At 70.9% G+C, this 24,698-nt stretch carries 22 protein-coding genes and 1 pseudogene; 18 read left to right on the top strand and 5 right to left on the bottom strand.

The window, feature by feature from the left end; genetic code table 11:
* Positions 1 to 9 precede the first annotated feature (9 nt).
* From ACWD3C_RS37640 to hutI, 3 genes are read left to right on the top strand one after another with little or no spacing between them, the layout of a single operon-like run.
* Positions 10 to 1,323, top strand: a complete 1,314-nt coding sequence (locus ACWD3C_RS37640; RefSeq protein ID WP_451151300.1) for an allantoate amidohydrolase — start codon at positions 10 to 12, stop codon at positions 1,321 to 1,323.
* The gene (locus ACWD3C_RS37635; RefSeq protein ID WP_451151298.1) at positions 1,320 to 2,756 is read left to right on the top strand and encodes a formimidoylglutamate deiminase; all 1,437 of its coding nucleotides are present in this window, start codon (positions 1,320 to 1,322) and stop codon (positions 2,754 to 2,756) included. The genes ACWD3C_RS37640 and ACWD3C_RS37635 overlap by 4 nt, the downstream gene beginning before the upstream one ends.
* Positions 2,753 to 4,084, top strand: a complete 1,332-nt coding sequence (hutI, locus tag ACWD3C_RS37630; protein WP_451151296.1) for an imidazolonepropionase — start codon at positions 2,753 to 2,755, stop codon at positions 4,082 to 4,084. Before ACWD3C_RS37635 ends, hutI begins: the two co-directional genes overlap by 4 nt.
* Here the strand turns inward: hutI and ACWD3C_RS37625 are convergent, their stop codons facing one another.
* Positions 4,085 to 5,680 carry an RICIN domain-containing protein gene (locus tag ACWD3C_RS37625; protein WP_451151294.1) on the bottom strand — a complete coding sequence of 532 codons (1,596 nt, stop codon included), beginning with the start codon at positions 5,678 to 5,680 and terminating at the stop codon, positions 4,085 to 4,087.
* Positions 5,681 to 5,875: 195 nt separating this feature from the next.
* Complete coding sequence (locus ACWD3C_RS37620) at positions 5,876 to 6,859, bottom strand: RNA polymerase sigma factor SigF (RefSeq protein WP_451151292.1); 984 nt, start codon at positions 6,857 to 6,859, stop codon at positions 5,876 to 5,878.
* Between the two features lie 235 nt (positions 6,860 to 7,094).
* Here ACWD3C_RS37620 and ACWD3C_RS37615 point away from each other — a divergent pair, with 235 nt between their 5' ends.
* The 8 genes and pseudogenes from ACWD3C_RS37615 to ACWD3C_RS37580 all read left to right on the top strand — a co-directional run bounded on the left by ACWD3C_RS37615 (position 7,095) and on the right by ACWD3C_RS37580 (position 13,877).
* Positions 7,095 to 7,472 (top strand): STAS domain-containing protein, encoded by a 378-nt coding sequence (locus ACWD3C_RS37615; protein ID WP_451151290.1) that lies wholly within the window; start codon positions 7,095 to 7,097, stop codon positions 7,470 to 7,472.
* Between the two features lie 259 nt (positions 7,473 to 7,731).
* Positions 7,732 to 8,274 carry an ATP-binding protein gene (locus ACWD3C_RS37610; RefSeq protein ID WP_451151288.1) on the top strand — a complete coding sequence of 181 codons (543 nt, stop codon included), beginning with the start codon at positions 7,732 to 7,734 and terminating at the stop codon, positions 8,272 to 8,274.
* A gap of 426 nt (positions 8,275 to 8,700) precedes the next feature.
* On the top strand, positions 8,701 to 9,537 hold the full coding sequence (locus ACWD3C_RS37605; RefSeq protein ID WP_451151286.1) for an LPXTG cell wall anchor domain-containing protein: 837 nt from the start codon (positions 8,701 to 8,703) through the stop codon (positions 9,535 to 9,537).
* Positions 9,538 to 9,571: 34 nt separating this feature from the next.
* Entirely contained in the window at positions 9,572 to 10,420 is an 849-nt protein-coding gene (locus tag ACWD3C_RS37600; protein ID WP_451151284.1) for a COG1470 family protein, read from the top strand.
* On the top strand, positions 10,417 to 11,517 hold the full coding sequence (locus ACWD3C_RS37595) for a hypothetical protein (RefSeq protein ID WP_451151282.1): 1,101 nt from the start codon (positions 10,417 to 10,419) through the stop codon (positions 11,515 to 11,517). Before ACWD3C_RS37600 ends, ACWD3C_RS37595 begins: the two co-directional genes overlap by 4 nt.
* A gap of 92 nt (positions 11,518 to 11,609) precedes the next feature.
* On the top strand, positions 11,610 to 12,893 hold the full coding sequence (locus tag ACWD3C_RS37590) for a hypothetical protein (protein WP_451151323.1): 1,284 nt from the start codon (positions 11,610 to 11,612) through the stop codon (positions 12,891 to 12,893).
* 66 nt (positions 12,894 to 12,959) lie between these two features.
* Positions 12,960 to 13,524 (top strand): annotated as a pseudogene (locus ACWD3C_RS37585) (DUF5753 domain-containing protein); the annotation flags it as partial.
* On the top strand, positions 13,506 to 13,877 hold the full coding sequence (locus ACWD3C_RS37580) for a DUF397 domain-containing protein (protein WP_451151280.1): 372 nt from the start codon (positions 13,506 to 13,508) through the stop codon (positions 13,875 to 13,877). The pseudogene ACWD3C_RS37585 and the gene ACWD3C_RS37580, both read left to right, overlap by 19 nt.
* Positions 13,878 to 14,595: 718 nt before the next feature.
* On the opposite strand, the gene ACWD3C_RS37575 is transcribed toward ACWD3C_RS37580, so the two are convergent.
* On the bottom strand, positions 14,596 to 16,092 hold the full coding sequence (locus ACWD3C_RS37575; RefSeq protein WP_451151278.1) for an oligopeptide:H+ symporter: 1,497 nt from the start codon (positions 16,090 to 16,092) through the stop codon (positions 14,596 to 14,598).
* Positions 16,093 to 16,370: 278 nt separating this feature from the next.
* On the opposite strand from ACWD3C_RS37575, the gene ACWD3C_RS37570 reads away from it, so the two are divergent.
* Positions 16,371 to 17,048 carry a response regulator transcription factor gene (locus tag ACWD3C_RS37570; protein ID WP_451151276.1) on the top strand — a complete coding sequence of 226 codons (678 nt, stop codon included), beginning with the start codon at positions 16,371 to 16,373 and terminating at the stop codon, positions 17,046 to 17,048.
* A 192-nt stretch (positions 17,049 to 17,240) separates the two neighbouring features.
* The gene (locus ACWD3C_RS37565; RefSeq protein ID WP_451151274.1) at positions 17,241 to 18,515 is read left to right on the top strand and encodes an ATP-binding protein; all 1,275 of its coding nucleotides are present in this window, start codon (positions 17,241 to 17,243) and stop codon (positions 18,513 to 18,515) included.
* A gap of 48 nt (positions 18,516 to 18,563) precedes the next feature.
* On the opposite strand, the gene ACWD3C_RS37560 is transcribed toward ACWD3C_RS37565, so the two are convergent.
* Complete coding sequence (locus ACWD3C_RS37560) at positions 18,564 to 19,151, bottom strand: GtrA family protein (protein WP_451151272.1); 588 nt, start codon at positions 19,149 to 19,151, stop codon at positions 18,564 to 18,566.
* Between the two features lie 161 nt (positions 19,152 to 19,312).
* Here ACWD3C_RS37560 and ACWD3C_RS37555 point away from each other — a divergent pair, with 161 nt between their 5' ends.
* The 4 genes from ACWD3C_RS37555 to ACWD3C_RS37540 all read left to right on the top strand — a co-directional run bounded on the left by ACWD3C_RS37555 (position 19,313) and on the right by ACWD3C_RS37540 (position 23,506).
* Positions 19,313 to 20,452 carry a 5-(carboxyamino)imidazole ribonucleotide synthase gene (locus ACWD3C_RS37555; RefSeq protein ID WP_451151270.1) on the top strand — a complete coding sequence of 380 codons (1,140 nt, stop codon included), beginning with the start codon at positions 19,313 to 19,315 and terminating at the stop codon, positions 20,450 to 20,452.
* Positions 20,453 to 20,529: 77 nt separating this feature from the next.
* Complete coding sequence (gene purE, locus ACWD3C_RS37550; RefSeq protein WP_451151268.1) at positions 20,530 to 21,036, top strand: 5-(carboxyamino)imidazole ribonucleotide mutase; 507 nt, start codon at positions 20,530 to 20,532, stop codon at positions 21,034 to 21,036.
* Positions 21,037 to 21,041: 5 nt separating this feature from the next.
* Complete coding sequence (locus ACWD3C_RS37545; RefSeq protein WP_451151321.1) at positions 21,042 to 22,220, top strand: dipeptidase; 1,179 nt, start codon at positions 21,042 to 21,044, stop codon at positions 22,218 to 22,220.
* A gap of 146 nt (positions 22,221 to 22,366) precedes the next feature.
* Positions 22,367 to 23,506 (top strand): dipeptidase, encoded by a 1,140-nt coding sequence (locus tag ACWD3C_RS37540; protein ID WP_451151266.1) that lies wholly within the window; start codon positions 22,367 to 22,369, stop codon positions 23,504 to 23,506.
* 51 nt (positions 23,507 to 23,557) lie between these two features.
* Here the strand turns inward: ACWD3C_RS37540 and ACWD3C_RS37535 are convergent, their stop codons facing one another.
* On the bottom strand, positions 23,558 to 23,917 hold the full coding sequence (locus tag ACWD3C_RS37535; protein WP_451151264.1) for a VOC family protein: 360 nt from the start codon (positions 23,915 to 23,917) through the stop codon (positions 23,558 to 23,560).
* Positions 23,918 to 24,015: 98 nt separating this feature from the next.
* Here ACWD3C_RS37535 and ACWD3C_RS37530 point away from each other — a divergent pair, with 98 nt between their 5' ends.
* The gene (locus ACWD3C_RS37530; protein WP_451151262.1) at positions 24,016 to 24,516 is read left to right on the top strand and encodes a CGNR zinc finger domain-containing protein; all 501 of its coding nucleotides are present in this window, start codon (positions 24,016 to 24,018) and stop codon (positions 24,514 to 24,516) included.
* Positions 24,517 to 24,698 lie beyond the last annotated feature (182 nt).

Here is a 24,698-nt window from a genome sequence, read left to right as displayed (position 1 = left end):
CCGGAGCCGATGTCTGTGCGGGGGCGTGGGCCGGAACCTCTGGGAGGGGATGGCGTACAGGCCCTTCGGGCCGGGCGGTCGCACTCAGCCGGAACCCCTGCCACGTTCCAGCAGATGTGGTGCGACCTCCACCCCGTCGGCCGTCACCCCGACTCCGGTGGCTACCGGCGGTTCGCCTGGAGTGGGGCCGATGCCGAGTGTCGGGTGTGGTTCAAGGAGCAGGCCGAGGCGCGGGGGCTGTCGTACGAGGTCGACCGGAACGCGAATCAGTGGGCGTGGCTCGGGGATCCCGGCGGACGGGACGCCGTCGTCGCCGGGTCGCACCTCGACTCCGTGCCCGACGGGGGTGCCTTCGACGGGCCCCTCGGAGTCGTGTCCTCCTTCGCCGCGCTGGATGAACTCCGGAGGCGGGGCGCGCACTTCAGCAAGCCCCTCGCCATCGTCAACTTCGGGGACGAGGAGGGCGCCCGGTTCGGCCTTGCCTGTGTCGGGTCGCGGCTCACCGCCGGGCAGCTGACCGTCGAGCAGGCGCACCGGCTGACCGATGCCGACGGGGTCACGCTGCCGCGGGCCATGGAGGCCGCCGGGTACGACCCCGACACCATCGGGCCGGACCCGGAGCGGCTCGCGCGGATCGGGACCTTCGTCGAGCTGCATGTCGAGCAGGGGCGGGCTCTCGACCTGTCCAACGACCCCGTCGGCATCGCCAGCGCCATCTGGCCGCACGGGCGATGGCGGTTCGACTTCCGGGGAGAGGCCAACCACGCCGGAACGACCCGGCTCGTCGACCGGCGCGACCCCATGCTGTCGTACGCCGAGACCGTGCTCGCCGCCCGGCGCGAGGCTCAACTCGCCGGTGCCGTCGCCACGTTCGGCAAGGTCGCCGTCGAGCCCAACGGCGTCAACGCCATCCCCTCCCTGGTGCGCGGCTGGCTCGACTCCCGTGCCGCCGATCAGGAGAGCCTCGACACCGTGGTCGACGGCATCGAGAGCGCCGCCCGTGAAGCCGCGCGGGAACACGGCGTCGACCTCGACATCGTCCGCGAGTCCTTCACGCCCGTCGTCGAGTTCGACCACGCCCTGCGCGACGAACTCGCCCGCATCCTCGGCCAGGACAGGGAACCCGAACTCAAGGTCCCCGTTCTCGGCACCGGTGCCGGACACGACGCCGGCATCCTCTCGGGAAGCATCCCGACCGCCATGCTGTTCGTGCGCAACCCCACGGGCGTCTCGCACTCCCCGGCCGAGTTCGCCGCCGAGGACGACTGCGTGGCCGGAGTGATCGCCCTCGCCGACGTACTGGAAGGATTGGCCTGCACGTGACGCCGACGCGGCAAACACGGACGTACTGGCTGGAGCACGCCTGGCTCGGGGAGCGGGTTGAGTCGGGGGTGCTGCTTGAGGTGGCCGACGGGCGGATCGTGGTGGTCCGCACGGGGACGCCCGCTGCGCCGCAGGGGGCAGAGGTGTTGCGCGGCCTCACGCTGCCGGGCTTGGCCAATGGCCATTCCCACGTGTTCCACCGCGCACTGCGCGGCACTGCCCAAGTGGCGAGTGATCTCACGCTGCCGGGCCTGGCCGACAGCCATAGTCATGCCGGACAACCCCCGCGTCGGCGGGGACAAGACGGCGAGCGGGCGCCGGATTCATTCTGGGCCTGGCGCGACGTCATGTACGCCGTTGCCGACCGCCTCACCCCCGACAGCTACTTCTCGCTCGCCCGTGCGACGTACGCCGAGATGGCCCTCGCCGGCATCACCACCGTCGGCGAGTTCCACTACGTCCACCACGCCCCCGGCGGCACGCCCTACGCCGACCCCAACGCCATGGGCGAGGCCCTCATCGCGGCCGCCGCCGAAGCCGGTATCCGGATCACCCTCCTCGACACCGCCTACCTCTCCTCCGGCTTCGGACAGCCGCCCAACACCCACCAGCTCCGCTTCTCCGACGGAAACGCCGACTCCTGGGCGGAACGCTGTTCAGTTCTCAAGGAACGGGATCACGCTCGGATCGGGGCGGCGATCCACTCCGTACGGGCCGTGCCCGCCGAGCAGTTGGCGACCGTGGCCCGGTGGGCCGAGGAGCGGCGGGCCCCGCTTCATGTGCACCTGTCCGAGCAGACCGCCGAGAACGACGCCTGCCAGGCGGCCCATGGGTGCACCCCGACCCGGCTGCTCGCCGAGCACGGAGTCCTCGGCCCGCGCACGACCGGGGTGCACAACACCCACCTCACCGACGAGGACATCGCCCTCATCGGCGGCTCCGGAGCGGGCACCTGCATGTGCCCGACGACCGAGCGCGACCTCGCCGACGGCATCGGCCCCGCCGTCGCCCTCCAGCAGGCCGGCTCCCCGCTCTCCCTCGGCTCCGACAGCCACGCCGTGATCGACCTGCTCGAAGAGGCGCGCGCGATGGAGCTGAACGAGCGCCTGCGCACCCGTACGCGGGGTCACTGGACGGCGGCGGCCCTCCTGAGGGCGGCCTCGGCCGACGGCCACGCGGCCCTCGGCTGGGACGACGCGGGCACCCTGGAACCCGGCGCGCTCGCCGACTTCACGACGATCGCGCTCGACTCGGTCAGGACGGCAGGGCCGCTTCCGCGGCTCGGTGCCGAGACGGCTGTATTCGCCGCGTCGGCAGCAGACGTGTCGCATACGGTCGTGGGAGGTCGGCACGTCGTACGGGACGGGGCGCACGCCCTCGTACGGGATGTGCCGAAAGCCCTCGCGGACGCTGTCGCAGCCCTGCGCGGATGACCCCGGGCCGCCCACCCGCGCGGCCGGCCCCCGCCCCCGAACCCGACCCCACCGCCGACCAGGCCAACAAGGACGCCATGAGCAACGCGACGACCGTCAGCCCCGCCAACTCCGCGAGCACCGCAAGCACGCTCATCACCAACATCGCCGCCCTGGTCACCAACGACCCCTCCCTCGGATGGGGGTCCCCCCGCTCGAGCAAATTCGAGAGTGGGGGAGGATCTCCCCTCGGACTGATCCAGGACGCGGCCGTCGTCATCGAAGGCGACCGCATCGCGTGGACCGGTGATCAAAGCAAAGCACCCGCCACTGACAATCGGGTCGACGCAGGTGGCCGCGCGGTCATCCCCGGCTTCGTCGACTCCCACTCCCACCTCGTCTTCGCGGGCGACCGGACGCAGGAGTTCAACGCCCGGATGTCGGGTCGGCCGTACAGCGCGGGCGGCATCCGTACGACCGTCGCGGCCACGCGGGCGGCCGGCGACGCGGAACTCGATCACAACCTCACCCGTTACCTCTCCGAGGCCCTCCGCCAGGGCACGACCACCTTCGAAACCAAGTCCGGCTACGGCCTGACCGTCGAGGACGAGGCACGCGCCCTGCGTATCGCCGCCGCCCACACCGACGAGGTCACCTACCTCGGCGCCCACATCGTCCCCCCGGACCACGCCGACGACCCGGCCGCCTATGTCGCCCTCGTCACCGGCGAGATGCTCGACGCCTGCGCCCCGTACGCCCGTTGGATCGACGTCTTCTGCGAGAAGGGCGCCTTCGACGGCGACCAGGCGCGCGCCATCCTCACGGCGGGCCGGGCGAAGGGACTCCACCCGCGCATCCACGCCAACCAGCTCTCGTACGGCCCCGGCGTGCAGCTCGCCGTAGAGCTGGACGCCGCGAGCGCGGACCACTGCACCCACCTCACCGACGCGGACGTGGACGCCCTCGCGAACAGCCGTACGGTCGCCACGCTCCTCCCCGGCGCCGAGTTCTCCACCCGAGCCGACTGGCCCGACGCCCGCCGCCTCCTCGACGCGGGCGTGACCGTCGCCCTGTCGACGGACTGCAATCCGGGTTCGTCCTTCACCTCGTCCGTCCCCTTCTGCATCGCCCTCGCCGTACGCGACATGCGCATGACCCCGGACGAGGCGGTCTGGTCGGCGACAGCGGGCGGGGCGTGGGCCCTGCGGCGGGAGGACATCGGGCGGCTCACCCCCGGCGCCTACGCCGACCTGGCCCTCCTCGACGCGCCGAGCCACGTCCACCTCGCCTACCGGCCGGGGGTGCCGCTGGTCACCGGCGTATGGCGGCGGGGCGTACGCGAGGTCTGATCACGCCGCACCCGCCCGCCACCGCTGCCCCGCGCTCCCCTCCTCCAGGCGCAGGGACACCGTGCCGGTCGCGTCCGGGGTCACCGCGTGATCCGGGGCTGTGCCCGGACGGATGACGCCGCGGGCGTCGACCGCGAACCTCAGGTTCTGGCCGTTGCGGCCCTCGACCGAGGAGCAGGCCCAGATGCCGACGCCGCGGTCGGTCGAGCCGCGGCTGTCGAGGCAGTACTCGGGGTCGGCGTACGACTGGAGGACACCCCGGCCGGCGTCGACGCGCCAGCGCTGGGTGGCGGCCGAGGTGCAGGTGGCCGTGACGACGTCGGTGCCCTTCTCCAGGGCGCCGCGGATGTCGAGGCACAGGCCGCTGGAGACGTTCACGACCTGGGCGTACGTGCCGCTCGGCGGCGGGGACTTGGACGTGGGCGAGGCCGACGGAGTCGATGACCGGCTTGGAGTCGGGCTCAGGCTCGGGCTCGGGCTCGACGACACGGTCGCTGTCGCCGTTGCCGTCACCGATGGCGGGTTCGGCGGGGTGGTCGGGGCGGTCGGGGTGGTCACGGAGCCTGCTGTGTCCTGGGGCGGCGGGTCGCCGGGGGACAGCAGGAGGAGCAGCAGCGGTGCCAGGGCCACGCCGAGAGCCGCCGAGGCCAGGACGAAGCGGCGTGACGGGGGCCAGGGCGAGGTGCTCTGTGCCGCCGTAGCCGCCGTACGCGGTCGCGTGCGGGGCGCGACGTCCCGTACGTACGCCGCGCCGCTCCACGGCAGCAGGCCTTCCGCCAGGGCCGGGCGCGGGGTGTCGCGGAGGGTGGTGAGTTCCTCGTACGCGCCCGCGCAGTGTGCGCAGTGCGCCATGTGGGCGTGCAGGTCCGGGCTGTGGCGGGGGTTGTCGGGGCGTACCGACTCCTCGATCAGGCGGCGGAAGTCCTGGCAGCGGCGGTCGTCGGAGGCGGCGAGGCGCAGTCGCAGGCAGGCCTGGCGCAGGGCCTGGAGTGCCGGTTCCCGCCCGTACGACACGTCCTCGCGGGTCAGGCCGAGGAAGACGGCCGTCCGGTCGTCGGGCTCCCGCTCCACGGTCCCGTACCAGACGAGGCCCTGGGCGCGGGGCGGGAGCGACTGGAAGGCCGTGAGCAGGGGCGGGACCGGGCCGCCGGGGCCCGCCGTGTTCAGTACGAGGAGGAGGCCGGCATCAAGGCCGGCGGCGCGCTCGTCGGTCGCCCACGCGGCCGCCGACTGCCCGGTCAGCAGCAGGAGTTGGTGCCTCCACGGGACGCTCGGCTCGGTACCGCGTGCCGTTTCGCGGGCCGCGATGGTGAAGACCTGTGCCGCCAGCTGCCGTGCCGCGGACTCGCTCGCGGTGCACAGGCGGGCGTAGGCGAGGACCGATGGCTGGTGGCGGTCGCGGAGTTCGAGCAGCGCCGGGTACGCGGTGGGGGTGTCGGCGCGCAGCAGTTCGGTGAGCCGTGCGTCGGAGGCGGCGGCGTGTGTCCCACCACCGTGTGCGCCATCACCATGTGCGCCATCACCGTGTGTCCCACCACCGGCGACGCCGGCCTGGGCCCCGGCCTCACCACCACCGCTGCCGTCGTCCCGAGCCATCCTCCCGCCTCCTCCACGCCTCCCCCCCCATGCCGCCGGTCGTCGGCTTCCTGACGTACCGGCCGGTTTGGCGGGTGACCATAGTGATGGAAGGGGAGCAATGGGGAAAGAGGTTCCCCGCGGTAACTGTGAGACAGAGAAAGGGGGTCGGGCGCAGGATGCGCCCGACCCCCTTCCCCTCAGGGCACTCTCAGGTCACTCCTCGACCGTCAACCCCCTGCGCAGCCGCACCAGCGTCCGTGACAGCAGCCGGGAGACGTGCATCTGGGAGATGCCCAGTTCGTCCCCGATCTCCGACTGGGTCATGTTGGCGACGAAGCGCAGCGCGAGGATCTTGCGGTCGCGCTGCGGGAGACCGGCGATCAGAGGCTTCAACGACTCGACGTACTCGATGCCTTCGAGCCCGTGGTCCTCGTAGCCGATCCGGTCCGCCAGCGCGCCCTCGGAGTCGTCCTCCTCGGGCTGGGCGTCCAGCGACGAGGCGGTGTACGCGTTCGACGCCGCCATGCCCTCGACGACCTCGTCGTTCGTCAGGCCCAGGCGCTCCGCCAGTTCTCCCACCGTCGGAGCGCGATCGAGCTGCTGGGCGAGTTCGTCACCGGCCTTGGCCAGGTCGAGACGGAGTTCCTGCAATCTGCGCGGGACACGCACCGACCAGCTCGTGTCGCGGAAGAAGCGCTTGATCTCACCGACGATCGTCGGCATCGCGAACGTGGGGAACTCGACGCCGCGGCTCAACTCGAAACGGTCGATCGCCTTGATCAGGCCGATGGTGCCGACCTGGATGATGTCCTCCATGGGTTCGCTGCGCGAGCGGAACCGGGAGGCGGCGAACTTCACCAGGGCGAGGTTGAGTTCGACCAGGGTGTTGCGGACGTACGAGTACTCGTGCGTGCCCTCTTCGAGGGACTCCAGCCGCTCGAAGAGCGTTTTGGACAGGGCCCGTGCGTCCACCGGCCCCACCTCGTCGTACGGAGGGATCTCCGGAAGTCCGGCGAGCGCGTCGAGTCCGTTGAACCCGTCCAGCGCGTCGGATCCGTGGTAACCCTCGGATCCGTCGAGTGTGTCGGATCCCACGGGGGACTCGGGAGTCTCGTGTTTCAGCTCTTCCAGCGGGGGTGCCGACGTCGCCCTCTGGGTATGCGATGCGTCGAGCCGGGGTGACATGGTGTCCTCCATCGTTCTCGGCATATGGCCGCCGATGCCTATACGTGCACTGCGGTGTGCGGCGCCTCCAAAGCCGGCCGTGTCGATTGGGTGTCCCTACTTCCCTACCCGCTTTCGCGAGGTCATCGCAAGTGCGTTCCGTGGAGGAATGTCCGTTTATGGGTGGTTGTTCGGGTGTTGTGTGACGTAGGTAAGGCGTAGTGTTCGAGGGCGAGTCAACAGCCACGACGGTCGGGAGAGAACGGGCATGGACCGCGGGACGGTCGGCAGCGCACAGTCGGGTCGGCTATTGGTCGAGGTGCGGGAAGAGGGCGCCAGCGCCGTCGTGACCCCGGCGGGTGAGCTGGATCACCACACCGCCGATGTGTTGCGTGAGCCACTCGACGACTGCCTGGGCAAGGGCTTCGCCCGGCTCGTGGTGGACTGCGCGCGGCTGGAGTTCTGCGACTCCACCGGGCTCAATGTGCTGCTCGGCGCCCGCCTGAAGGCGGAGGCCGCGGGCGGCGGGGTCCATCTCGCGGGGATGCAGCCCGTGGTGGCCCGGGTGTTCCAGATCACAGGGGCCGATGCCGTCTTCACCGTCCATCCGACGCTTGAGGCGGCACTCGCCGACAAAGGCGCATAGGTCGTACGGGCATGGACCGCGCCGTCGACTGCCCGGACTACGGCCGAAGCCGTGCCCCGCAGATACCTGCCCTACCCCGGAGATCCCTGTGTGAGTGACGCGTTACTCCCGTCACAGGTTCCGTGACGAATAAGTGGGTGTTCTGACGGTTCGCTCGGGCAGAAGACACCCTGAATATGTCGGCAGCCCTGACAGGTGCAGCCCCAAAATGTACTGAGTCTTGAATCGTGAACTGGTGAATCGGTGAGGTGAAGCGCTGATGAGCACCACCCGGCCTTGCTCGCCGGGCGACCGCGGCCCGGAACCGGGCGACGGCGGCGCTTCCGGGACGCCCGCGCAGGGCGTACCCGCAGGGGGTGCGCCCCTCGACGGCGCATCCGTGCCCGCCGCCGGACGCCAGTCCCGCAGGCTGAGCTTCGACGGGGCGAGCGGTGTCGTACCGCTCGCCCGTGACTTCACCCGACAGGCGCTGTACGCGTGGGGCTGGCTGCCCGCCGCCACCGCCGACCAGCGGGCCGCGGCCGAGGACGTGCTCCTGGTCGTCTCCGAACTCGTCACCAACGCCTGCCTGCACGCCGAGGGCCCGGACGAGCTCTGGATCGCCTGCGACAACAAGGTGATCCGCCTCGAAGTCTCCGACCGGGGTGTGGGCCAGCCCTCCCCACGCACCCCCCACCGCGCCGGACGCCCCGGCGGCCACGGCATGTTCATAGTCCAGCGGCTCTGCCTGGACTGGGGCGTCATCCGCACGCCGGGCGCCGCGGGTAAGACGGTATGGGCGGAACTGGGGGCACCGGCGTAACCGGTTGGGGGGCCTTGGCGCCCTCAAGGGGCGCGGGGCTGTATCGATACGCGGCTCCGCCGCGTGGGCGCGACCAGCCACAACCAACCCGCAGCCACCCACAACCTGTATCACCCACCCCCATCTCTCACCCGCTCACCCGCAAACTGCCCACCGACCCCCATCCCCCCGGAGGGGTCGAAGGGGCGGCAGCCCCTGGGGGATGGGACGGGTAGGGGCGGCGGGGGCGAGAAGCATCCGCGGGAGACGCCCCACCCTTCCCCCTCCCGAGGCCCACCTTGAGTTACCCCCGGTTCGCCCCCACCCTTCCTCCACTCCCGCACGTCACCCCACACACGCCGGATCCCCACGAATCCGGCGCGCCCTGTGTCTTCCCTCGACAAGGCCCCAGGCGTACTTTGAGCCACCATCTGATGTTCCGTCAGAATGTGGGGTCCCGACGTGCCGCACCGGACATACCGGACGTACCAGAAACGAACCGCCGCGCTCGCGTTCGCCGCGGCACTGGCCGGCTCGGCGGCGCTGATGGCCGCCCCCGCGGCCCACGCCGACGTCGTGGACGTCGAGTACAACTGCAAGACACCCATCGGCGACAAATCCGCCGTCTCCCCGATCGACATCAAGGGCGTAGAGAGCGGCGACGGCTACAAGATCACCATGTCCTGGCAGAAGGGCGTCTCGTCCAGCCCGGTCGAACTGGGCAAGGGCGCGATGAACCCGAGCGCCACCATCGAACTGGGCGGCGCCGACAGCGGCACGCTCACGGTGACGGGACCGGCCAACCAGGAGGCCATCCCCGCCGACACCCCCATCAAGATCAATGACCTGAGCGGCACGTACACCCCGAAGGCGACCGGCAAGGTCACCTTCACCGCGGGGGTGCTCACCATCAAGGCCCTCGGTACGACCACGACGTGCACGCCCGGCAACGATCCAGGCCAGTCGCTCACCCTCGACGTGACGGCGGCCGGAGGGGGCGGGGGCTCGTCCGGCGGAACCCAGGGCGGCACTGGCGGCACTGGCGGCACCGGTGGCTCCGGCGGCTCCGGCGGCGAACTTCCGCAGACCGGCCCCGAGGACTCCGCGATCGCCCTTGCCACCCTCGGCGGCACGGTCCTGCTCGCGGGCGCGGCGGGCGTGCTGTGGCTGACGCGCAGGAATCAGACGCATCAAGCACATCAAGCACATCAAGCACATCAAGTACAGCAAGCACATCGAGAGGCACATCAAACGCATCAGGCGCATCAGGCGGTACGCCGCTGACGACGGCGACGGCCAAGACGACCGGGAGCCGCCTGTGCGTGTCCTCTGCCTCGCTGTCCTGCTGTCCCTGGCCACGGCCCCCGCAGCCGTGGCCGACGACGGCTGGTCCGTCGCGCCCTCGGGCGACGGACGGCCGTCCGTCTACGCGGAGGGCGCGCCCGGAACGGTCCTCCAGGACACGGTGTCCGTGCGCAACCCGACCCGCGAGCCGCTCAAGATCAGGCTGAGCGGCGGCAGTTGGGTCGCCTTCGCGCGCGAGGGTGTCGTGGAGGTGCCCGCCCGCACCCGCGCCGACGTGCCCTTCACGGTGAACGTGCCGCCGAACGCGTCCCCCGGCGACGACCACTCGGCCACGATCACCGCCCGCGCGGAGGGCCGCACCGCCACCGTCCCGGTCCAACTCCGGGTCACCGGACCGGCGTTGGCCGCCCTCACGGTCGAGCGGGTCGCGGTACGCGGCGACCGCATCACGTACGAGCTCGTCAACCGCGGCACCACCACCCTGACCCCGACGCTCGCCGTACGCGCCGAGGGCCTGTTCGGCGAGGTCCTCGACCGGGCCCCGCGCACCCTCCCGGTCCGGCTCCCGCCGGGCAGCAGGGTCGAGCTCAGCGAACCGTGGGCCGACCCACCGGCGCTGGACGCGGTCGACGTACGCCTGACGGTCACCGCGGGCGGCGGCGCGGGCGACTCCGGGTCGGCGGCGGCGCGGTTCGTGCCGTGGGGTGCGATGGCGGGGGCCGGGGGCGGGATGGCGCTGGTGGGCGGCGCCTTCTTCCTCGTACGGCATCGGGGACGCCGTAAGGCGGCAGCCGCACCGGACGGCGCACGGGCCGACGAACAACCGCGTACGGAGATCGAGTTGACGGGAGCGGTGACGTGAGCGGCAGGGGCAGGCTCTCCGTGCTGGTGGTGGCGGTTCTCGCACTCGTCCTGGCGGCCGTGATGGCACCGCCCGCCGGGGCCGCGGAGAAACCGACCGTCGAACTGTCCAAGTCCCAGGCGGGGACGGGCGGTTCGATCACGGTGGAGGGCAGCGGATGGCGGCCGAAGACGCTGCTGATGATCCTGATCTGCGGCCAGTCCGAACCGTCCCGCGGGGTGCCCGGCGGCACCAACTCCTGCGCCAACGCGGACGGCCGGGCCGCCACCACCGACGCCGAGGGTGCCTTCAGCCGGGAGCTGCCGGTGGCCGAGCCGCCGGTGCCGTGTCCGTGCGTGGTGCACGTCGCCACCGTGACGGGCGAGAAGGCGCAGGCCGACGCCGTCTTCATGGTCGCCGGGCACTCGGTGGAGCCGTTGCCGGAGGAGGCGGAGGGCGGGCGTCTGTCGGTCCTGACGGACGCGCGGCTGGACGGGTCGAGCGGGCTGCTGACCTGGTTCGGGTCGCCGCCCGCGCGCGAGCTGGTCTTCACCGTGGGCAACGTGGGCACGGCCCCCATCAAGGACCCGGTCTTCCAAGTCGGCACCTCCCACGGGGTGTTCGCCCCCGAATGGGAGGAGCAGCAGTGGCGCGGCACGATCCAGCCGGGCAAGAAGGCCCGGCTCGCGCTCCCCGTCGAACTCGCCGCCGGGGCCCACGGCGACTACACCGTCTCCCTCAAGTACGGCGGCCAGGTGCTCGTCGAACAGCCGTGGGGCGTCGGCCGCCCCTGGGGCGTGACCCTCTTCTGGATACTGCTCGCCGTCGTCGTACCAGCCGCGGTGTTCCGGATCGGGATGGCGGCCGTGGACCGCGTACGCCCGCACGCGCGGTCCTCCGGCCGACGGCGACGCCTCCGGTTCCCCGAACTGGCGCTGCGCATACCCAAGTTGGGCACCTCGAACGCCGTACCACCACCTCCTGAATCCCCACCGAGCACGGCTACGACCCTCCCGTGGTTCGCGCCGGACACCGGTCCGGGGAAACCGTCGACGGGACAGCTCTCCGCACCGCAAGAGAACGGTTCCACCACTCAGGCCAGAAAGGGACACACGTGAGTACGCAACGGAGAGTTCTCGCGGTACGAGGCCGGAGAGGCCCCAAACGCCCCGGACGCCCCGGTCCCGTCAGCGCGGCCGGGGTCGCGCTGATGCTCGGCGGTGCCGGGCTCCTGCTGGGCGTGGCGGCGGTGCCGGCGCAGGCGGCGGAGGTGTCGTACGCGACGAAGTGCGTGCCGCCGGACATCTCCGGCCTGCCCCCCGTCGACGGCACCACCAAGGTGGAGATCGCCGCGCCCGCGACGGCCAAGGTGGGCGACGAGGTCGAGGTGGTGTGGAAGTTCGTCCAGGCCGCCTCCAAGAACCCCGACCTCATCGACCTGCCCGCCGACTCCGTCCAGCCCAGCGGCACCCTCAAGGCGGCCGGCGCGCAGACCGCCGACATCGCCATGCAGGGCCCGCGCGAGAACCCGCCCATCCCCAAGGGCGGCGCCATGGTGCTGTCCGACATGAAGGGCACGGTGAAGCTGACGGCGGCCGGGGAGGTGACGCTGACGCCCGACGCGTACACCATCAACGCCCTGTCGACGGACACCAAGTGCACGCCGACGGAGACGGTGCAGTCGGCGGCGACCATCAACGTGACGGAGGGGGACGGCAGCCCGCCACCGACGAACACGCAGTCGCCGACCCCGACCCAGACGCAGAGCCCCACCCCGTCACAATCACAATCACAGTCGCAGTCCCCCTCCCCGTCGGCCACACCCAGCCGGAGCGAGGACGGCCAGACCGAGTTCACGGGCAAGGAGGTCCAGGTCCCGTACGAGTGCGTGACGCCCATCGGAGACCGGAGCGCGACCTCGCCCGTCCAGATCAACGCCAGGAAGAACGGCGGGAGTTACGACCTCACGGTCCAGTTCAAGGGCTCGGTGATGGACAGCCCCGCCGACATCCCGGCCGACTCCGTCAAACCGTCCATGGAGGTCGTCCTCGGCGGCGCCGACACCGGCACGGTCCACGTCGAGGGCCCGACCAACCCCGAGCCCATCAAGGCGGGCGACCCGATGACGATCCCCGACCTGACGGGCACCTACAAGCCGGGCGCGACCGGCGAGTCCACGCTGTCACCGGGTGTGCTGACCGTCGAGGCCCTCGGTACGACCACGACCTGCACCCCGTCCAAGTCCGAGGTCTCCCTCACCCTGGACACGACCGAGCAGGAAGGCGGCGCCTCGGGCGGCTCCGCCGGCGGCTCGTCCGGCGGCTCTTCCGGTACGTCGGGTTCAGCAGGCGGTACGGCGACGGGGGGCGGCCTCGCCGACACGGGCGCCGACGACAACGGCGCCCTCAAGGCGCTCGGCCTGGTGGCCGGGACGGCGATCCTGCTGGGCGGGGCGGTGTTCACGTTCATGCCGGGACGGCGGCGCCTGCGCTGAGCTGTGCGCGGGCCCGGGCGCCGCGGGACCCGCGCGCCCCTCTCCTCTCACGGGCTGTGTGCCGACCGTAGGTACATGCTGCTGGAGTCGGAGGCGCTGAGCCTGTGGCAGTACTCAGTGAGCGCGCCGCCGGGTCTGCTCCAGACGGCCGGGTACGCGCGTGAGGCGCTCGTGGCGGGAGGGCTCAGGGGGGAAGTGCTGGACCAGCAAGTCGAGGCGCGCCTCGGTCGACACAAGCTGCTGGACGGGGACGACGCGCCGCTGCTCCGCGTTGTCCTCTCTGAGGCGGTGCTGTGTACATCGCTGAGTGATGCGGCGGAGTGGCGGGAGCAGTTGGAGCACTTGGTGGAGGCCTCGGAGCGCCCGAACATCACCCTCCACGTGGTGCCGTTCAGCGCGGGTCCCCACGGCCTGATGAGCACGGACACCATGCTTCTGCGGCTGCCGGACGGCCGTACCGTGGCCTACACGGAGAACGACGTGCGCGGTGAACTCATCGAGGAACCAAAAAGGGTTGAGGAATTGCAGCGCAGATACGATGGCTGTGCGCGACCTGGCGTTGCCCCCGGCCGAGTCGAGGAAGTTCATCCTGCGGATGTTGGAGGAAGTGCCGTGCGGGCCATCGACCTGAGCAACGTGACGTGGCGCAAGAGCAGTTACAGCAACACCAGCGGCGGCAACTGCGTCGAGGTCTCCGACGACTTCCTGTCCGGGGCCTCGTGGCGCAAGAGCAGCTACAGCAACTCGGACGGCGGCCAGTGTCTCGAAGTCTCTGACGACCTTCTGGCCGCTGCCAGCTGGCGCAAGAGCAGTTACAGCAGCACCAGCGGCGGCGAATGCCTCGAAGTAGCCGACAACCTCCCCACCCCCCTCGTCCCCGTCCGCGACTCCAAGAACCCCGACGGCCCCGCCCTCATACTCCCGGCGGAGGCCTGGGCCTCGTTCGTCACCTCCGTACGACGTGGCGAACTGCACTCCGCCTGACGGATGTAGGCAACCGACGTCCAAGGGCCCCCGCACCCCCCTGGGTTCGGCGGCCTTTCGGCTGTTCGGCGGCGCTGCTCAGCAAGAAGTCTTCGAGGTTGACCGGCGGAGGCATGGAGAGATTGGCAGATTTGGCTCACTCGTGGCCTCCGTAAGGCCTGGTGACGGCCGTCAGAACTGAGCCAAATCCGCCAATCACCGGCCTGGGGCGTCAGCCACGACCGCACGGCTGCCGCAGAGAGCACCGCTCAACTTCGAAGACCGCGAGCGCCGACAGCAACCGGTGACCGCAGCACAGAGGGTGAGGGCCATCGTGTGGTTCCGGGATGATCACCTGCGCTCTCCCACTTGTCCGGCCGCGATCGCCGCACGCCATTCCTGCGCCGCGCGCACGTCGGCCTCGGTGAGGTCCGGGCGCAGATTGGCCGGACGTAAGCGATCGCCCGGACCGTGCGCTCCGCGCGCTCGGATGCCGTAGGGGTCGCGGCGGCCACTCGTTCCACGTAGGCGCGCGTACTCAGGCCCCGTTCCTCGGCGAGGGTGCGCAGACGGTCTCTTGTCGACTCGCTGATCTTGATCGTGGTGTCGGCCATGTCGCCAGAATGCAGGTGAATGCCGCGTCGAATGGCGGGCTCCTCCGGAATGTCCCGAAGGGTCGCCGCACAGAGATGATGCGGCGACCCTTCGTTCGAGGTTCGAGCCGTGGCGGGCGTCCGGCTCAGTGGATACCGCCCATGAGCTCCTTCACCTTGCCCCGGTACATCCACACCGCGACACCGGCGACCACGGCGAGCGCGGCCTCCAGGGCGACGACGCCGGTCTTGTTCAGGTCGACGCCGGCGATGGAGAGCAGGCCGGTCGTGGCGTCGCCGGCGGTGACGGCGAGGAACCAGACGCCCATCATCTGGGAGGCGTACTTGGCCGGAGCCATCTTCGTCGTGACCGACAGGCCGACCGGGGAGAGCGTCAGTTCGCCGACGGTCTGGACGAAGTAGACGGCGACCAGCCACATCGCGGCTGCCTTGTGACCGCCCTCGGCGATCGACAGCGGGGCCAGGAAGAGGAAGAAGGAGGCGCCGATCAGGACCAGACCCGAGGAGAACTTCACGATCGTGCTCGGCTCCTTGCCGCGCTTGTTCAGCGCCAGCCAGAACCAGGCGAAGACCGGGGCCAGCGCCATGATCAGGACCGGGTTGACCGACTGGTACCAGGAGACCGGGAACGACCAGCCCAGCACGCTGTTGTCGGCCGAGCTGTCCGCGAAGATCGCCAGGGTCGAGCCGCCCTGGTCGTAGATCATCCAGAAGACGGCGGCGGCGGCGAAGAACCAGATGTACGCGGACATCCTCGACTGTTCGGCGCGGTCCAGGTCCTTGTCGCGCTTGATGCGGGCCAGCACCATGACCGGGATGATCACGCCGAGCAGGGTCAGCGGGACCAGGATCCAGTTCAGCGTGTAGTGGCCGGAGAAGCCGACGATCGCGTAGAAGACGACGGCGATGCCCGCCCAGATCGCGGCCTTGCGCAGCGTCGAGGCCTTCTCCTCGGCGGACAGCGGCGTCGGGACGACACTGGAGCGCGTGGCGAGATGGCGGCTGCCGATCAGGAACTGGGAGAGGCCGAGCGCCATGCCTAGCGCGGCGAGCGCGAAGCCGAGGTGCCAGTCGACGTTCTCGCCGATGGTGCCGATGACCAGCGGCGCGGCGAAGGCGCCGAGGTTGATGCCCATGTAGAAGACGGTGAAGCCGCCGTCGCGGCGCGGGTCGTCCGGGCCGTCGTAGAGGTGGCCGACCATCGTGGAGATGTTGGCCTTCAACAGGCCGGAGCCGATGGCCACGAGGCCGAGGCCCGCGTAGAAGGTGCCGGACGAGGGCAGCGCCAGCGTCAGGTGGCCGAGCATGATGATCGCGCCGGAGACGGCGACGGTCCTGCGGGGACCCCAGACCCGGTCGCCGAACCAGCCGCCGGGCAGGGCGAGCAGGTACACCAGCGACACATAGACGGAGTAGATCGCGGTCGCGGTGGCCGCACTGAGGTGCAGACCGCCCGGGGCCACCAGGTACAGCGGGAGCAGGGCCCTCATGCCGTAGTAGGAGAACCGCTCCCACATCTCGGTCATGAAGAGGGTGGCCAGTCCGCGGGGCTGGCCGAAGAAGGTCTTCTCGGGACCGGGGGTGCCCGGCGTGGCCGAGTCCTTCGTCAGGCTGGACGCCATGGTCGTTCCTTGCTGGTACTGCGGCCGTTGATTCGCCATAGGTCAGACAAATTGCTGGACAACGAGAGGGTATGAGAGGTGAATCACAGGTAAAGGCGGAAGTGTGCTCCTTGATTCGAAGGTCGCACGCGGTAGCTGTCCTGCGGGCGCAGGTGGGGATCGAGTGGTTGCCGCATCCGACCATGCACCGCGAAGGTAAGAGAAGCCCTGCGAGAAGGTGTGAATCCCGGTTGTCGATCACCCTCCTGGTGTAGTCCGCGGCGGACTACCATCACCCCATGACCCGTGTACTGCTCGCCGAGGACGACGCGTCCATCTCGGAGCCGCTGGCCCGCGCCCTGCGCCGGGAGGGCTACGAGGTCGAGGTGCGCGAGGACGGCCCCACCGCCCTGGACGCCGGAATGCAGGGTGGCGTCGACCTGGTCGTCCTGGACCTGGGGCTGCCCGGCATGGACGGCCTGGAGGTGGCCCGCCGGCTGCGCGCCGAGGGCCACAGTGTTCCGATCCTGATCCTGACCGCGCGCGCCGACGAGGTGGACACCGTCGTCGGTCTCGACGCGGGCGCCGACGACTACGTCACCAAGCCGTTCCGGCTCGCCGAGCTGCTTGCCCGGGTCCGGGCGCTGCTCCGGCGCGGCGCCACCGAGCCCCAGCAGCCGCCCGCCACCCACGGGGTGCGCATCGACGTCGAGTCCCACCGTGCGTGGATGGGCGACGAGGAGCTTCAGCTCACGGCCAAGGAGTTCGACCTGCTGCGGGTGCTTGTGCGGGACGCCGGCCGCGTGGTGACCCGGGACCAGTTGATGCGGGAGGTGTGGGACACGACGTGGTGGTCGTCGACCAAGACGCTCGACATGCATATCTCCTGGTTGCGGAAGAAGCTCGGGGATGATGCGGCGAATCCGCGTTACATCGCTACGGTTCGGGGTGTGGGGTTCCGGTTTGAGAAGAGTTGAGTCGTAGCGCCGTTTTGCTGTGTGTAGTTGTGCGGCCGCCGGTCCGTCGGGGCTGGTCGCGCCCACGCGGCGGAGCCGCATATCGGCACAGCCCCGAGCCCCTTTAGTACTACCTAGTACTCGTTTAGTACTAGGTAGTACTCGGCGGCACACTGGTTCCCGTAAGTTCATCACCCCGCCCGGAAGGCCCCCGTGCGTCGCCGTCTCATCCAGTCCACCCTCGCCGTGGTCCTCGTCGTGATCGCGGTCTTCGGTGTGTCGCTCGTCATCGTCGAGACGCGGACGATCACCGAAAGCGCGCAGGAGAGGGTGGACTCGGAGGCGATCAGGCTGGCGAGCATCGTGGACAGCCGGATACTCGGGGAGGAGCGGATCAGCGCGCATGTGCTGGGGGACCAGGTCTCCGACGACCGGTATGTGCGGATCGAGATCGAGGGCCGGGCGCCGATCGAGATCGGTGAGCGCCCGGCGGGGGACATCATCCGCGCCGAGGAGCAGGGCGAGGAGGGCGAGATCGTCACCGTCGAGGAGCCGCGCTCGGTCGTGACCAGGGAGGTCGGCCGTACGCTGCTGATCATCGGCGCGGTCGCCCTGCTCGCCGTGATCGCGGCCGTCGTCCTCGCCCTGCGTCAGGCGGGCCGTCTCGCCTCCCCGCTCACCGACCTCGCCGAGACCGCGGAACGGCTCGGCTCGGGCGACCCGCGCCCCCGCCACAAGCGGTACGGCGTCCCGGAGCTGGACCGGGTCGCGGATGTGCTGGACGCCTCCGCCGAGCGCATCGGCCGCATGCTGACCGCCGAGCGGCGCCTCGCGGCCGATGCCTCCCATCAGCTCCGTACGCCGCTGACCGCGCTGTCGATGCGGCTGGAGGAGATCACCCTCACCGATGACCCGGACACGGTGAAGGAGGAGGCGACCATCGCGCTGGCACAGGTCGAGCGGCTCACCGACGTGGTGGAGCGGCTGCTCACCAACTCCCGTGACCCGCACACCGGCTCGGCCGTCTCCTTCGACCTCGACGAGGTCATCAAGCAGCAGCTGGAGGAGTGGCGCCCGGCCTACCGCAGCGCCGGCCGCGCCATCGTCAGCTCGGGCAAGCGGCACCTCCAGGCGGTCGGTACGCCGGGCGCGGTCGCCCAGGTCCTGGCCGCGCTCATCGAGAACTCGCTCATGCACGGCGGCGGGACCGTGGCGCTGCGCACACGCGTCGTCGGGAACCAGGCCGTCATCGAGGTGACGGACGAGGGGGCCGGAGTGCCCGCCGAGCTGGGTGCCCGTATCTTCGAGCGGGCGATCAGCGGGCGCAACTCGACGGGCATCGGGCTCGCCGTCGCCCGTGACCTCGCGGAGGCGGACGGGGGCCGGCTGGAGATGCTTCAGGCCAAGCCGCCGGTGTTCGGGCTGTTCCTGTCGCGTACGCCGACGAAGCCCAGCCTGCCGGGGGAGCAGAAGCCGACCGTCAGGTGATCGAACCGACAGCCACGACGGTCATCAGGTGACCGAACACGACGGTCATCAGGTGACCGAACCGGTCCGGCTTGGGGCGGAGGCCGGGGAGTACGAGGTCGGATGCGGAATCTCCGCCTCCAGGAACGATTCCGCACGCGCCACCGCCTCCCGCGCGGGCAGCGCCCGGAACACCCACGTCCGGTAGGACCAGAACCGGAACAGGGTCGCGATGCCGATGCCGAGGAACTTGAAGACGTTGCTCTGCAGCTGGCTGTCCCAGCCGAAGCCGTACGTGGCCGCGTACAGAATGCCGTTCTCGATGACCAGCCCGACCGCGCTGAACAGCAGGAAGAGGCCCAGCTCCTTCGTACGGCCGGTCTTGTCGCGGTCGCGGTACGTGAAGTAGCGGAACCCGATGTAGTTGAAGAGGATCGCGACGACCGTGGCGATGACGGACGCCCGCACCACCTGGAGGTCGGTGACGTGCCGCACCAGGTTGAACACGCCGAGGTTGACCAGCAGCCCCGCCCCGCCGACCGCACCGAACTTGGCGACCTCGCGCACAAGCCGCTCGATCCGCAGGCGAAGGGTGCCGCGGGGCGTCGGCGTCGGAGTCGTCGGTGTCGTCCGCGACCCCGAGGTGGTACTGCCCATGGTGTGCCGGCCCCTGTCACTCGGGTTGGTCGGTCGGTCCGATCGTCCATTCGGTCCGGCCATGCTAACCAGCGCCCCTCGCCAATGCCTGTGTATGGGCTCACAGGCGCGGACACAGGCGGTGAAATCGGCCGCCCCCGGATGGCCGATACCCTGTGGGTGTGACATTCCCGGTAGTCGGCATGGTCGGCGGTGGTCAGCTCGCTCGTATGACACACGAGGCGGGCATCCCGTTGGGCATCAGGTTCAAGCTCCTCAGTGACACTCCTCAGGATTCCGCGGCGCAGGTCGTCAGCGATGTCGTCATCGGCGACTACCGCGACCTCGGCACGCTGCGTGACTTCGCGCGCGGCTGTGACGTGATCACCTTCGATCACGAGCATGTGCCGACCGAGCACCTGCGGGCCCTCGAAGCGGACGGCATCCCCGTCCGCCCCGGGCCCGACGCGCTCGTGCACGCCCAGGACAAGGGTGTGATGCGCGCGAGGCTCGACGCGATCGGCGTACCGTGCCCGCGCCACCGGATCGTGGCCGACCCGGGAGACGTGGTCGCTTTCGCCGCGGAAGGGGATGGGTTTCCGGTCATCCTCAAGACCGTCCGCGGCGGCTACGACGGCAAGGGTGTGTGGGTCGTACGGTCGGTCGCGGAGGCCGCCGAGCCGTTCCGCGCCGGGGTGCCCGTGCTCGCCGAGGAGAAGGTCGACTTCGTACGGGAGCTGGCGGCGAACGTCGTCCGCTCCCCGCACGGCCAGGCCGTCGCGTACCCGGTCGTCGAGTCCCGTCAGGTCGACGGCGTCTGCGACACGGTGATAGCCCCGGCCCCGGACCTCGACGAGGCGCCGGCACTGCGGGCCGAGGAACTGGCCCTGCGCATCGCCAAGGAACTCGGAGTCGTCGGCCACCTGGCCGTGGAGCTCTTCGAGACCCGCGACGGCCGCATCCTCGTCAACGAGCTCGCCATGCGCCCCCACAACTCCGGCCACTGGACCCAGGACGGCGCGATCACCTCCCAGTTCGCCAACCACGTACGGGCCGTCCTGGACCTCCCACTCGGCGACCCGCGCCCCCGCGCCCAGTGGACCGTCATGGTCAACGTCCTCGGCGGCGACTACCCCGACATGTACTCCGCGTACCTGCACTGCATGGCACGCGACCCCCAGCTCAAGATCCACATGTACGGCAAGGACGTGAAGCCAGGCCGCAAGGTCGGCCACGTCAACACCTACGGCGACGACCTCGACGACGTGCTGGAGCGCGCGCGTCACGCGGCCGGCTACCTGAGAGGCACGATCACCGAATGAGCCCCGCCCACCCGTCACCCGACCACCGCCCCTCAACGAGCGCTGACGCGCGCCCTGTTCCATTGGTCGGCATCGTCATGGGGTCGGACTCCGACTGGCCCGTCATGGAGGCGGCCGCGCAGGCCCTCGACGAGTTCGAGATCGAGTACGAGGTCGACGTCGTCTCCGCGCACCGGATGCCGCGCGAGATGATCACCTACGGCGAGGAGGCCGCCGAGCGCGGGCTCAAGGTCATCATCGCCGGGGCCGGGGGCGCCGCCCATCTGCCCGGCATGCTCGCCTCGGTCACCCCGCTGCCCGTCATCGGCGTACCGGTGCCGCTGAAGTACCTCGACGGCATGGACAGCCTGCTGTCGATCGTGCAGATGCCGGCCGGTGTCCCGGTGGCGGCCGTCTCCGTCGCCGGCGCGCGCAACGCCGGTCTGCTCGCCGCCCGCATCCTCGCCGCGCACGACGAGGAACTCCTCGGCCGGATGCGGGAGTTCCAGCAGGAGCTGAACGACCAGGCCACCGAGAAGGGCCGGCGGCTGCGCTCCAAGGTCGAGGGCGCGAACGACGGCTTCGGCTTCGGCTCGGGCGCGTGAGCGGTATGGGGTCTCTTGAGGAAGCGCGGGAGTTCCTGCGGGAGTTCCCGGTCGTCGACGGCCACAACGACCTCCCCTGGGCACTGCGCGAGCAGGTCCGCTACGACCTCGACGCCCGCGACATCGCCACCGACCAGAGCGCCCACCTGCACACCGACCTCGGGCGCCTGCGCGCGGGCGCGGTCGGGGCGCAGTTCTGGTCGGTGTACGTCCGCTCGGACCTGCCCGGCGCGGTCACCTCGACGCTCGAACAGATCGACTGCGTACGGCAGTTGATCGCACGGTATCCCGGCGATCTGCGCGCCGCGTACACCGCCGCCGACATGGAGACGGCGCGCGGCGAGGGCCGTATCGCCTCCCTGATGGGCGCGGAGGGCGGCCACTCGATCGACAACTCCCTCGCCGCGCTACGCGGGTTGTACGCGCTCGGGGTCCGCTACATGACCCTCACCCACAACGACAACATCGCGTGGGCGGACTCCGCGACGGACAAGCCGGCGGTCGGCGGACTGTCGGCCTTCGGCCACGAGGTCGTACGGGAGATGAACCGCCTCGGCATGCTGGTCGACCTCTCCCACGTCGCGGCGACGACGATGCGGGACGCGCTGGACACGTCCGTGGCGCCCGTGATCTTCAGCCACTCCTCCTCGCAGGCGGTCTGCGACCACCCCCGCAACATCCCGGACGATGTCCTGGAACGCCTCCCGGGCAACGGGGGAGTGGCCATGGTCACCTTCGTGCCCAAGTTCGTGCTCCAGGCGGCCGTCGACTGGACGGTGGCCGCGGACGACAACATGCGCGCCCACGGCTTCCACCACCTCGACACCACCCCCGAGGCGATGAAGGTCCACCGCGCCTTCGAGGAGGCCGACCCGCGCCCGGTCGCCACGGTGTCCACGGTCGCCGACCACCTCGACCACATGCGCGAGGTCACGGGCATCGACCACCTCGGCATCGGCGGCGACTACGACGGCACGGCCTTCCTCCCGGACGGCCTGAACGACGTCTCCGGCTACCCGAACCTCATCGCCGAACTCCTCGACCGCGGCTGGTCCAGAACCGACCTGGCCAAGCTGACCTGGCAGAACGCGGTACGGGCGCTGGGGGCGGCGGAGGATGTGGCGCGGGATCTGCGGGGGCGTACGGCTCCGTCCAACGCGACGTTGGAGGAGCTGGACGGCTGACCTCGGGTCTGGACAACAGAGCTCCGGTCGGCTGACCTCAGGTCAGGTGCGGGCGTACCCCCGAACGCTCCACCCACCAGGAAGCCACCGGGCCTCCGTGCGACGGTGACCGTACTGCGATCACCGACCGGCTACGGAGTCCCGCCATGGCAGACCTGCAGGACGAACTGCGAACCACGGCTGACGTCGGCGAGGTCGGGCCGCCCGCCTCCACGCCGCAGGAACTGGTCACCGCCGCGTCCATAGACACGCCTGAAGCCGCGGCCGAGGTGCTGGAGGGGGAAGCGCTGGAGGAGGCGCACGCCTTCCTCGCCGTCCACCCCGTCGCCGACGGCTACAGCGGGCTGCCGTGGGTGCTGCGCCATCTGCCCTGGTACGACCTGGAGCTGGGCGAGGGCGGGGTGGACACCGACGTGCCGCGCATGCGGAAGGGGCATGTGGGTGCGCTGTTCTGGTCGCTGCATCTGCCGGAGGGGCTGACCGGTGACCGGGCGGTCGGGGCGACGCTGGAGCAGCTGGACCTGGTGAAGACCGTGGTCCAGGCCCACCCCGAGGGCCTGCGGCTGGCGTACAGCGCCGGGCAGACCACCGACGCCCGCAACTGCGGCCGGGTCGCCGTCGTGCTCGGTCCGGCGGGGGCGCCGGCGCTCGGGGACTCGCTGGGCATCCTGCGCGCGCTGCACGCGCTCGGCCTGAAGGCCCTCACGCTGTCCGGCTCGTCCTGGGCGAGCGAGGCGGGGCTGACCCGGTTCGGCGAGGAGGTGGTCCGGGAGATGAACCGCCTGGGCGTCCTCGCCGACGTCTCCGGCGCGTCCGAGGCCACGATCCACCGCGCCCTCGCCATCTCCCGGTCCCCGGTCCTGTGCACCCGCTCGGCCGCCCGCGCCCTGCGCCCCCACCCGGCCAACCTCCCCGACGACCTCCTTCAGGAGCTGGGCGCCGCCCGGGGTCTGTGCCTGGTCCCGCTCACCGCCGAGCAGGCGGGCCCGAACGTCCGGGACGTCGCCGACCACCTCGACCACATCCGCGCCGTCGCGGGCCCGGAGTGCGTCGGTCTCTCCGGTACGTACGACTCCGGCGCCGCCCACCCGCAGGACCTCGCCGACGCCTCCTGCTACCCGCGCCTCATCGCCGAACTCCTCGCCCGCGGCTGGCCCGAGGACGACCTCGCCCTCCTCACCTGGGGCAACATCCAACGCGCCCTGCGCGGCGCGGACTTCGCGGCCCGCGCCGCCCGGGAGCGCCGGGAGCCGTCGACGGCGAAGATCGCGGAGCTGGACGGCTGAGCGGGGCCTGCGCCCCGCCTCAGCGGGCTGCCGCCTCAGCAGGCTGCCGCCTCAGGAGGCGCAGAGGCAGAACGGGTGTCCGGCCGGGTCCGCGTAGACCCGGAAGCTGCGCGCGCGGTCCTCCGCGTCCAACGGCCTCGCACCGAGCGCGAGCACCTCCTTCTCGGCCGTGTCCAGGTCCTCGACGTCCAGGTCCAGATGGAACTGCTGCGAGTGGTCCGGCGCGGGCCACCGAGGCGGTACGAAGCCGGGGGCGGCCTGGAACGCCAGCTGCGGCCCGCCGGGCACCTTCAGGTCGATCCAGTCACCCTCATCGCTCACCTCGCCGCCCAGCACCCCGGCGTAGAACCCGGCGAGCGCGGCCGGGTCGGGACAGTCCAGGACGACGGAGCCCACTTTGGCGATGGCCATGGCTTCCTCCTGCGTACGCGTGCGAGTCGGTTACCCATAGAATCTGGCAACCGGTAACGGTTACTGCATACTGCCGCACAAGGGGTAACGTCGCAAGCATGAACGACAGAGCACCCGCCCCCGGCGGCCTCGCCCTCGTGGAGGCCCTGGTCAACACGGTCGACCTGGAGTCGGGTGCCGACACGCTGGACTCGGCGGAGGGGCGCGCCCGCTTCGGGATCGACGAACGGGACGTGGCGTACGTACGGGAGCTGCGCGAGTCCCTGCGCGCCGCCTGCCTGGCGCACGCGGGCCACCCACCGCACCGCGAGGTGATACCCCTGGGCCACCTGCTGGCCCGGGCCCCGCTCCGGGTGGCCGTCGACGAACGGGACGGCTCCGCCACCCTCGCCCCCGTCGACGAGGGCCCCCTGCTCTCCCGCGTGGCCGCCGCCGTCGCGGAGGCCGTGACCGCGGGCACCTGGCTCCGCCTCAAGGCCTGCGAACTTCCCGAGTGCCACTGGGCGTACTACGACCGCAGCCCGGCCGGCCGCGGCCGCTGGTGCTCCATGTCGTCGTGCGGGGCGCGGGCGAAGATGCGGCGGTACAGGGCGAAGTAGGACTTCGGGCCGCGCTCGGCGCCCGGACAGAGGAGAATGTACGCAGACGCCGTTCCGGCCGACTGAGCCTCGGCCGGAACGGCGTCCCCCTTTAATTGTTCGTTCGCCTCCGGGGCGCCTCAGCCGGTGTCGAGGGGCCGACCGTGCTCAGCCCCTCCTTCGTCGGGGCCTGCGCGCGGTCG

The organism is Streptomyces sp. NPDC002845, from assembly GCF_053591955.1.
The sequence above is the reverse complement of the archived record's forward strand: the minus strand, read 5'-3'. Positions and strand labels throughout refer to the sequence as shown.

Bases quoted from the DNA above. Each gene is read 5' to 3' on its own strand.
- ACWD3C_RS37545 (WP_451151321.1), top strand. From the start codon at position 21,042: ATGGGGTCTCTTGAGGAAGCGCGGGAGTTCCTGCGGGAGTTCCCGGTC.
- purE (WP_451151268.1), top strand. From the start codon at position 20,530: ATGGGGTCGGACTCCGACTGGCCCGTCATGGAGGCGGCCGCGCAGGCC.
- ACWD3C_RS37620 (WP_451151292.1), bottom strand. From the start codon at position 6,859: ATGGAGGACACCATGTCACCCCGGCTCGACGCATCGCATACCCAGAGG.
- ACWD3C_RS37560 (WP_451151272.1), bottom strand. From the start codon at position 19,151: ATGGGCAGTACCACCTCGGGGTCGCGGACGACACCGACGACTCCGACG.
- ACWD3C_RS37610 (WP_451151288.1), top strand. From the start codon at position 7,732: ATGAGCACCACCCGGCCTTGCTCGCCGGGCGACCGCGGCCCGGAACCG.
- ACWD3C_RS37530 (WP_451151262.1), top strand. From the start codon at position 24,016: ATGAACGACAGAGCACCCGCCCCCGGCGGCCTCGCCCTCGTGGAGGCC.
- ACWD3C_RS37615 (WP_451151290.1), top strand. From the start codon at position 7,095: ATGGACCGCGGGACGGTCGGCAGCGCACAGTCGGGTCGGCTATTGGTC.
- ACWD3C_RS37575 (WP_451151278.1), bottom strand. From the start codon at position 16,092: ATGGCGTCCAGCCTGACGAAGGACTCGGCCACGCCGGGCACCCCCGGT.
- ACWD3C_RS37570 (WP_451151276.1), top strand. From the start codon at position 16,371: ATGACCCGTGTACTGCTCGCCGAGGACGACGCGTCCATCTCGGAGCCG.
- ACWD3C_RS37640 (WP_451151300.1), top strand. From the start codon at position 10: ATGTCTGTGCGGGGGCGTGGGCCGGAACCTCTGGGAGGGGATGGCGTA.
- hutI (WP_451151296.1), top strand. From the start codon at position 2,753: ATGACCCCGGGCCGCCCACCCGCGCGGCCGGCCCCCGCCCCCGAACCC.
- ACWD3C_RS37590 (WP_451151323.1), top strand. From the start codon at position 11,610: ATGCTCGGCGGTGCCGGGCTCCTGCTGGGCGTGGCGGCGGTGCCGGCG.
- ACWD3C_RS37625 (WP_451151294.1), bottom strand. From the start codon at position 5,680: ATGGCTCGGGACGACGGCAGCGGTGGTGGTGAGGCCGGGGCCCAGGCC.
- ACWD3C_RS37605 (WP_451151286.1), top strand. From the start codon at position 8,701: ATGTGGGGTCCCGACGTGCCGCACCGGACATACCGGACGTACCAGAAA.
- ACWD3C_RS37535 (WP_451151264.1), bottom strand. From the start codon at position 23,917: ATGGCCATCGCCAAAGTGGGCTCCGTCGTCCTGGACTGTCCCGACCCG.
- ACWD3C_RS37540 (WP_451151266.1), top strand. From the start codon at position 22,367: ATGGCAGACCTGCAGGACGAACTGCGAACCACGGCTGACGTCGGCGAG.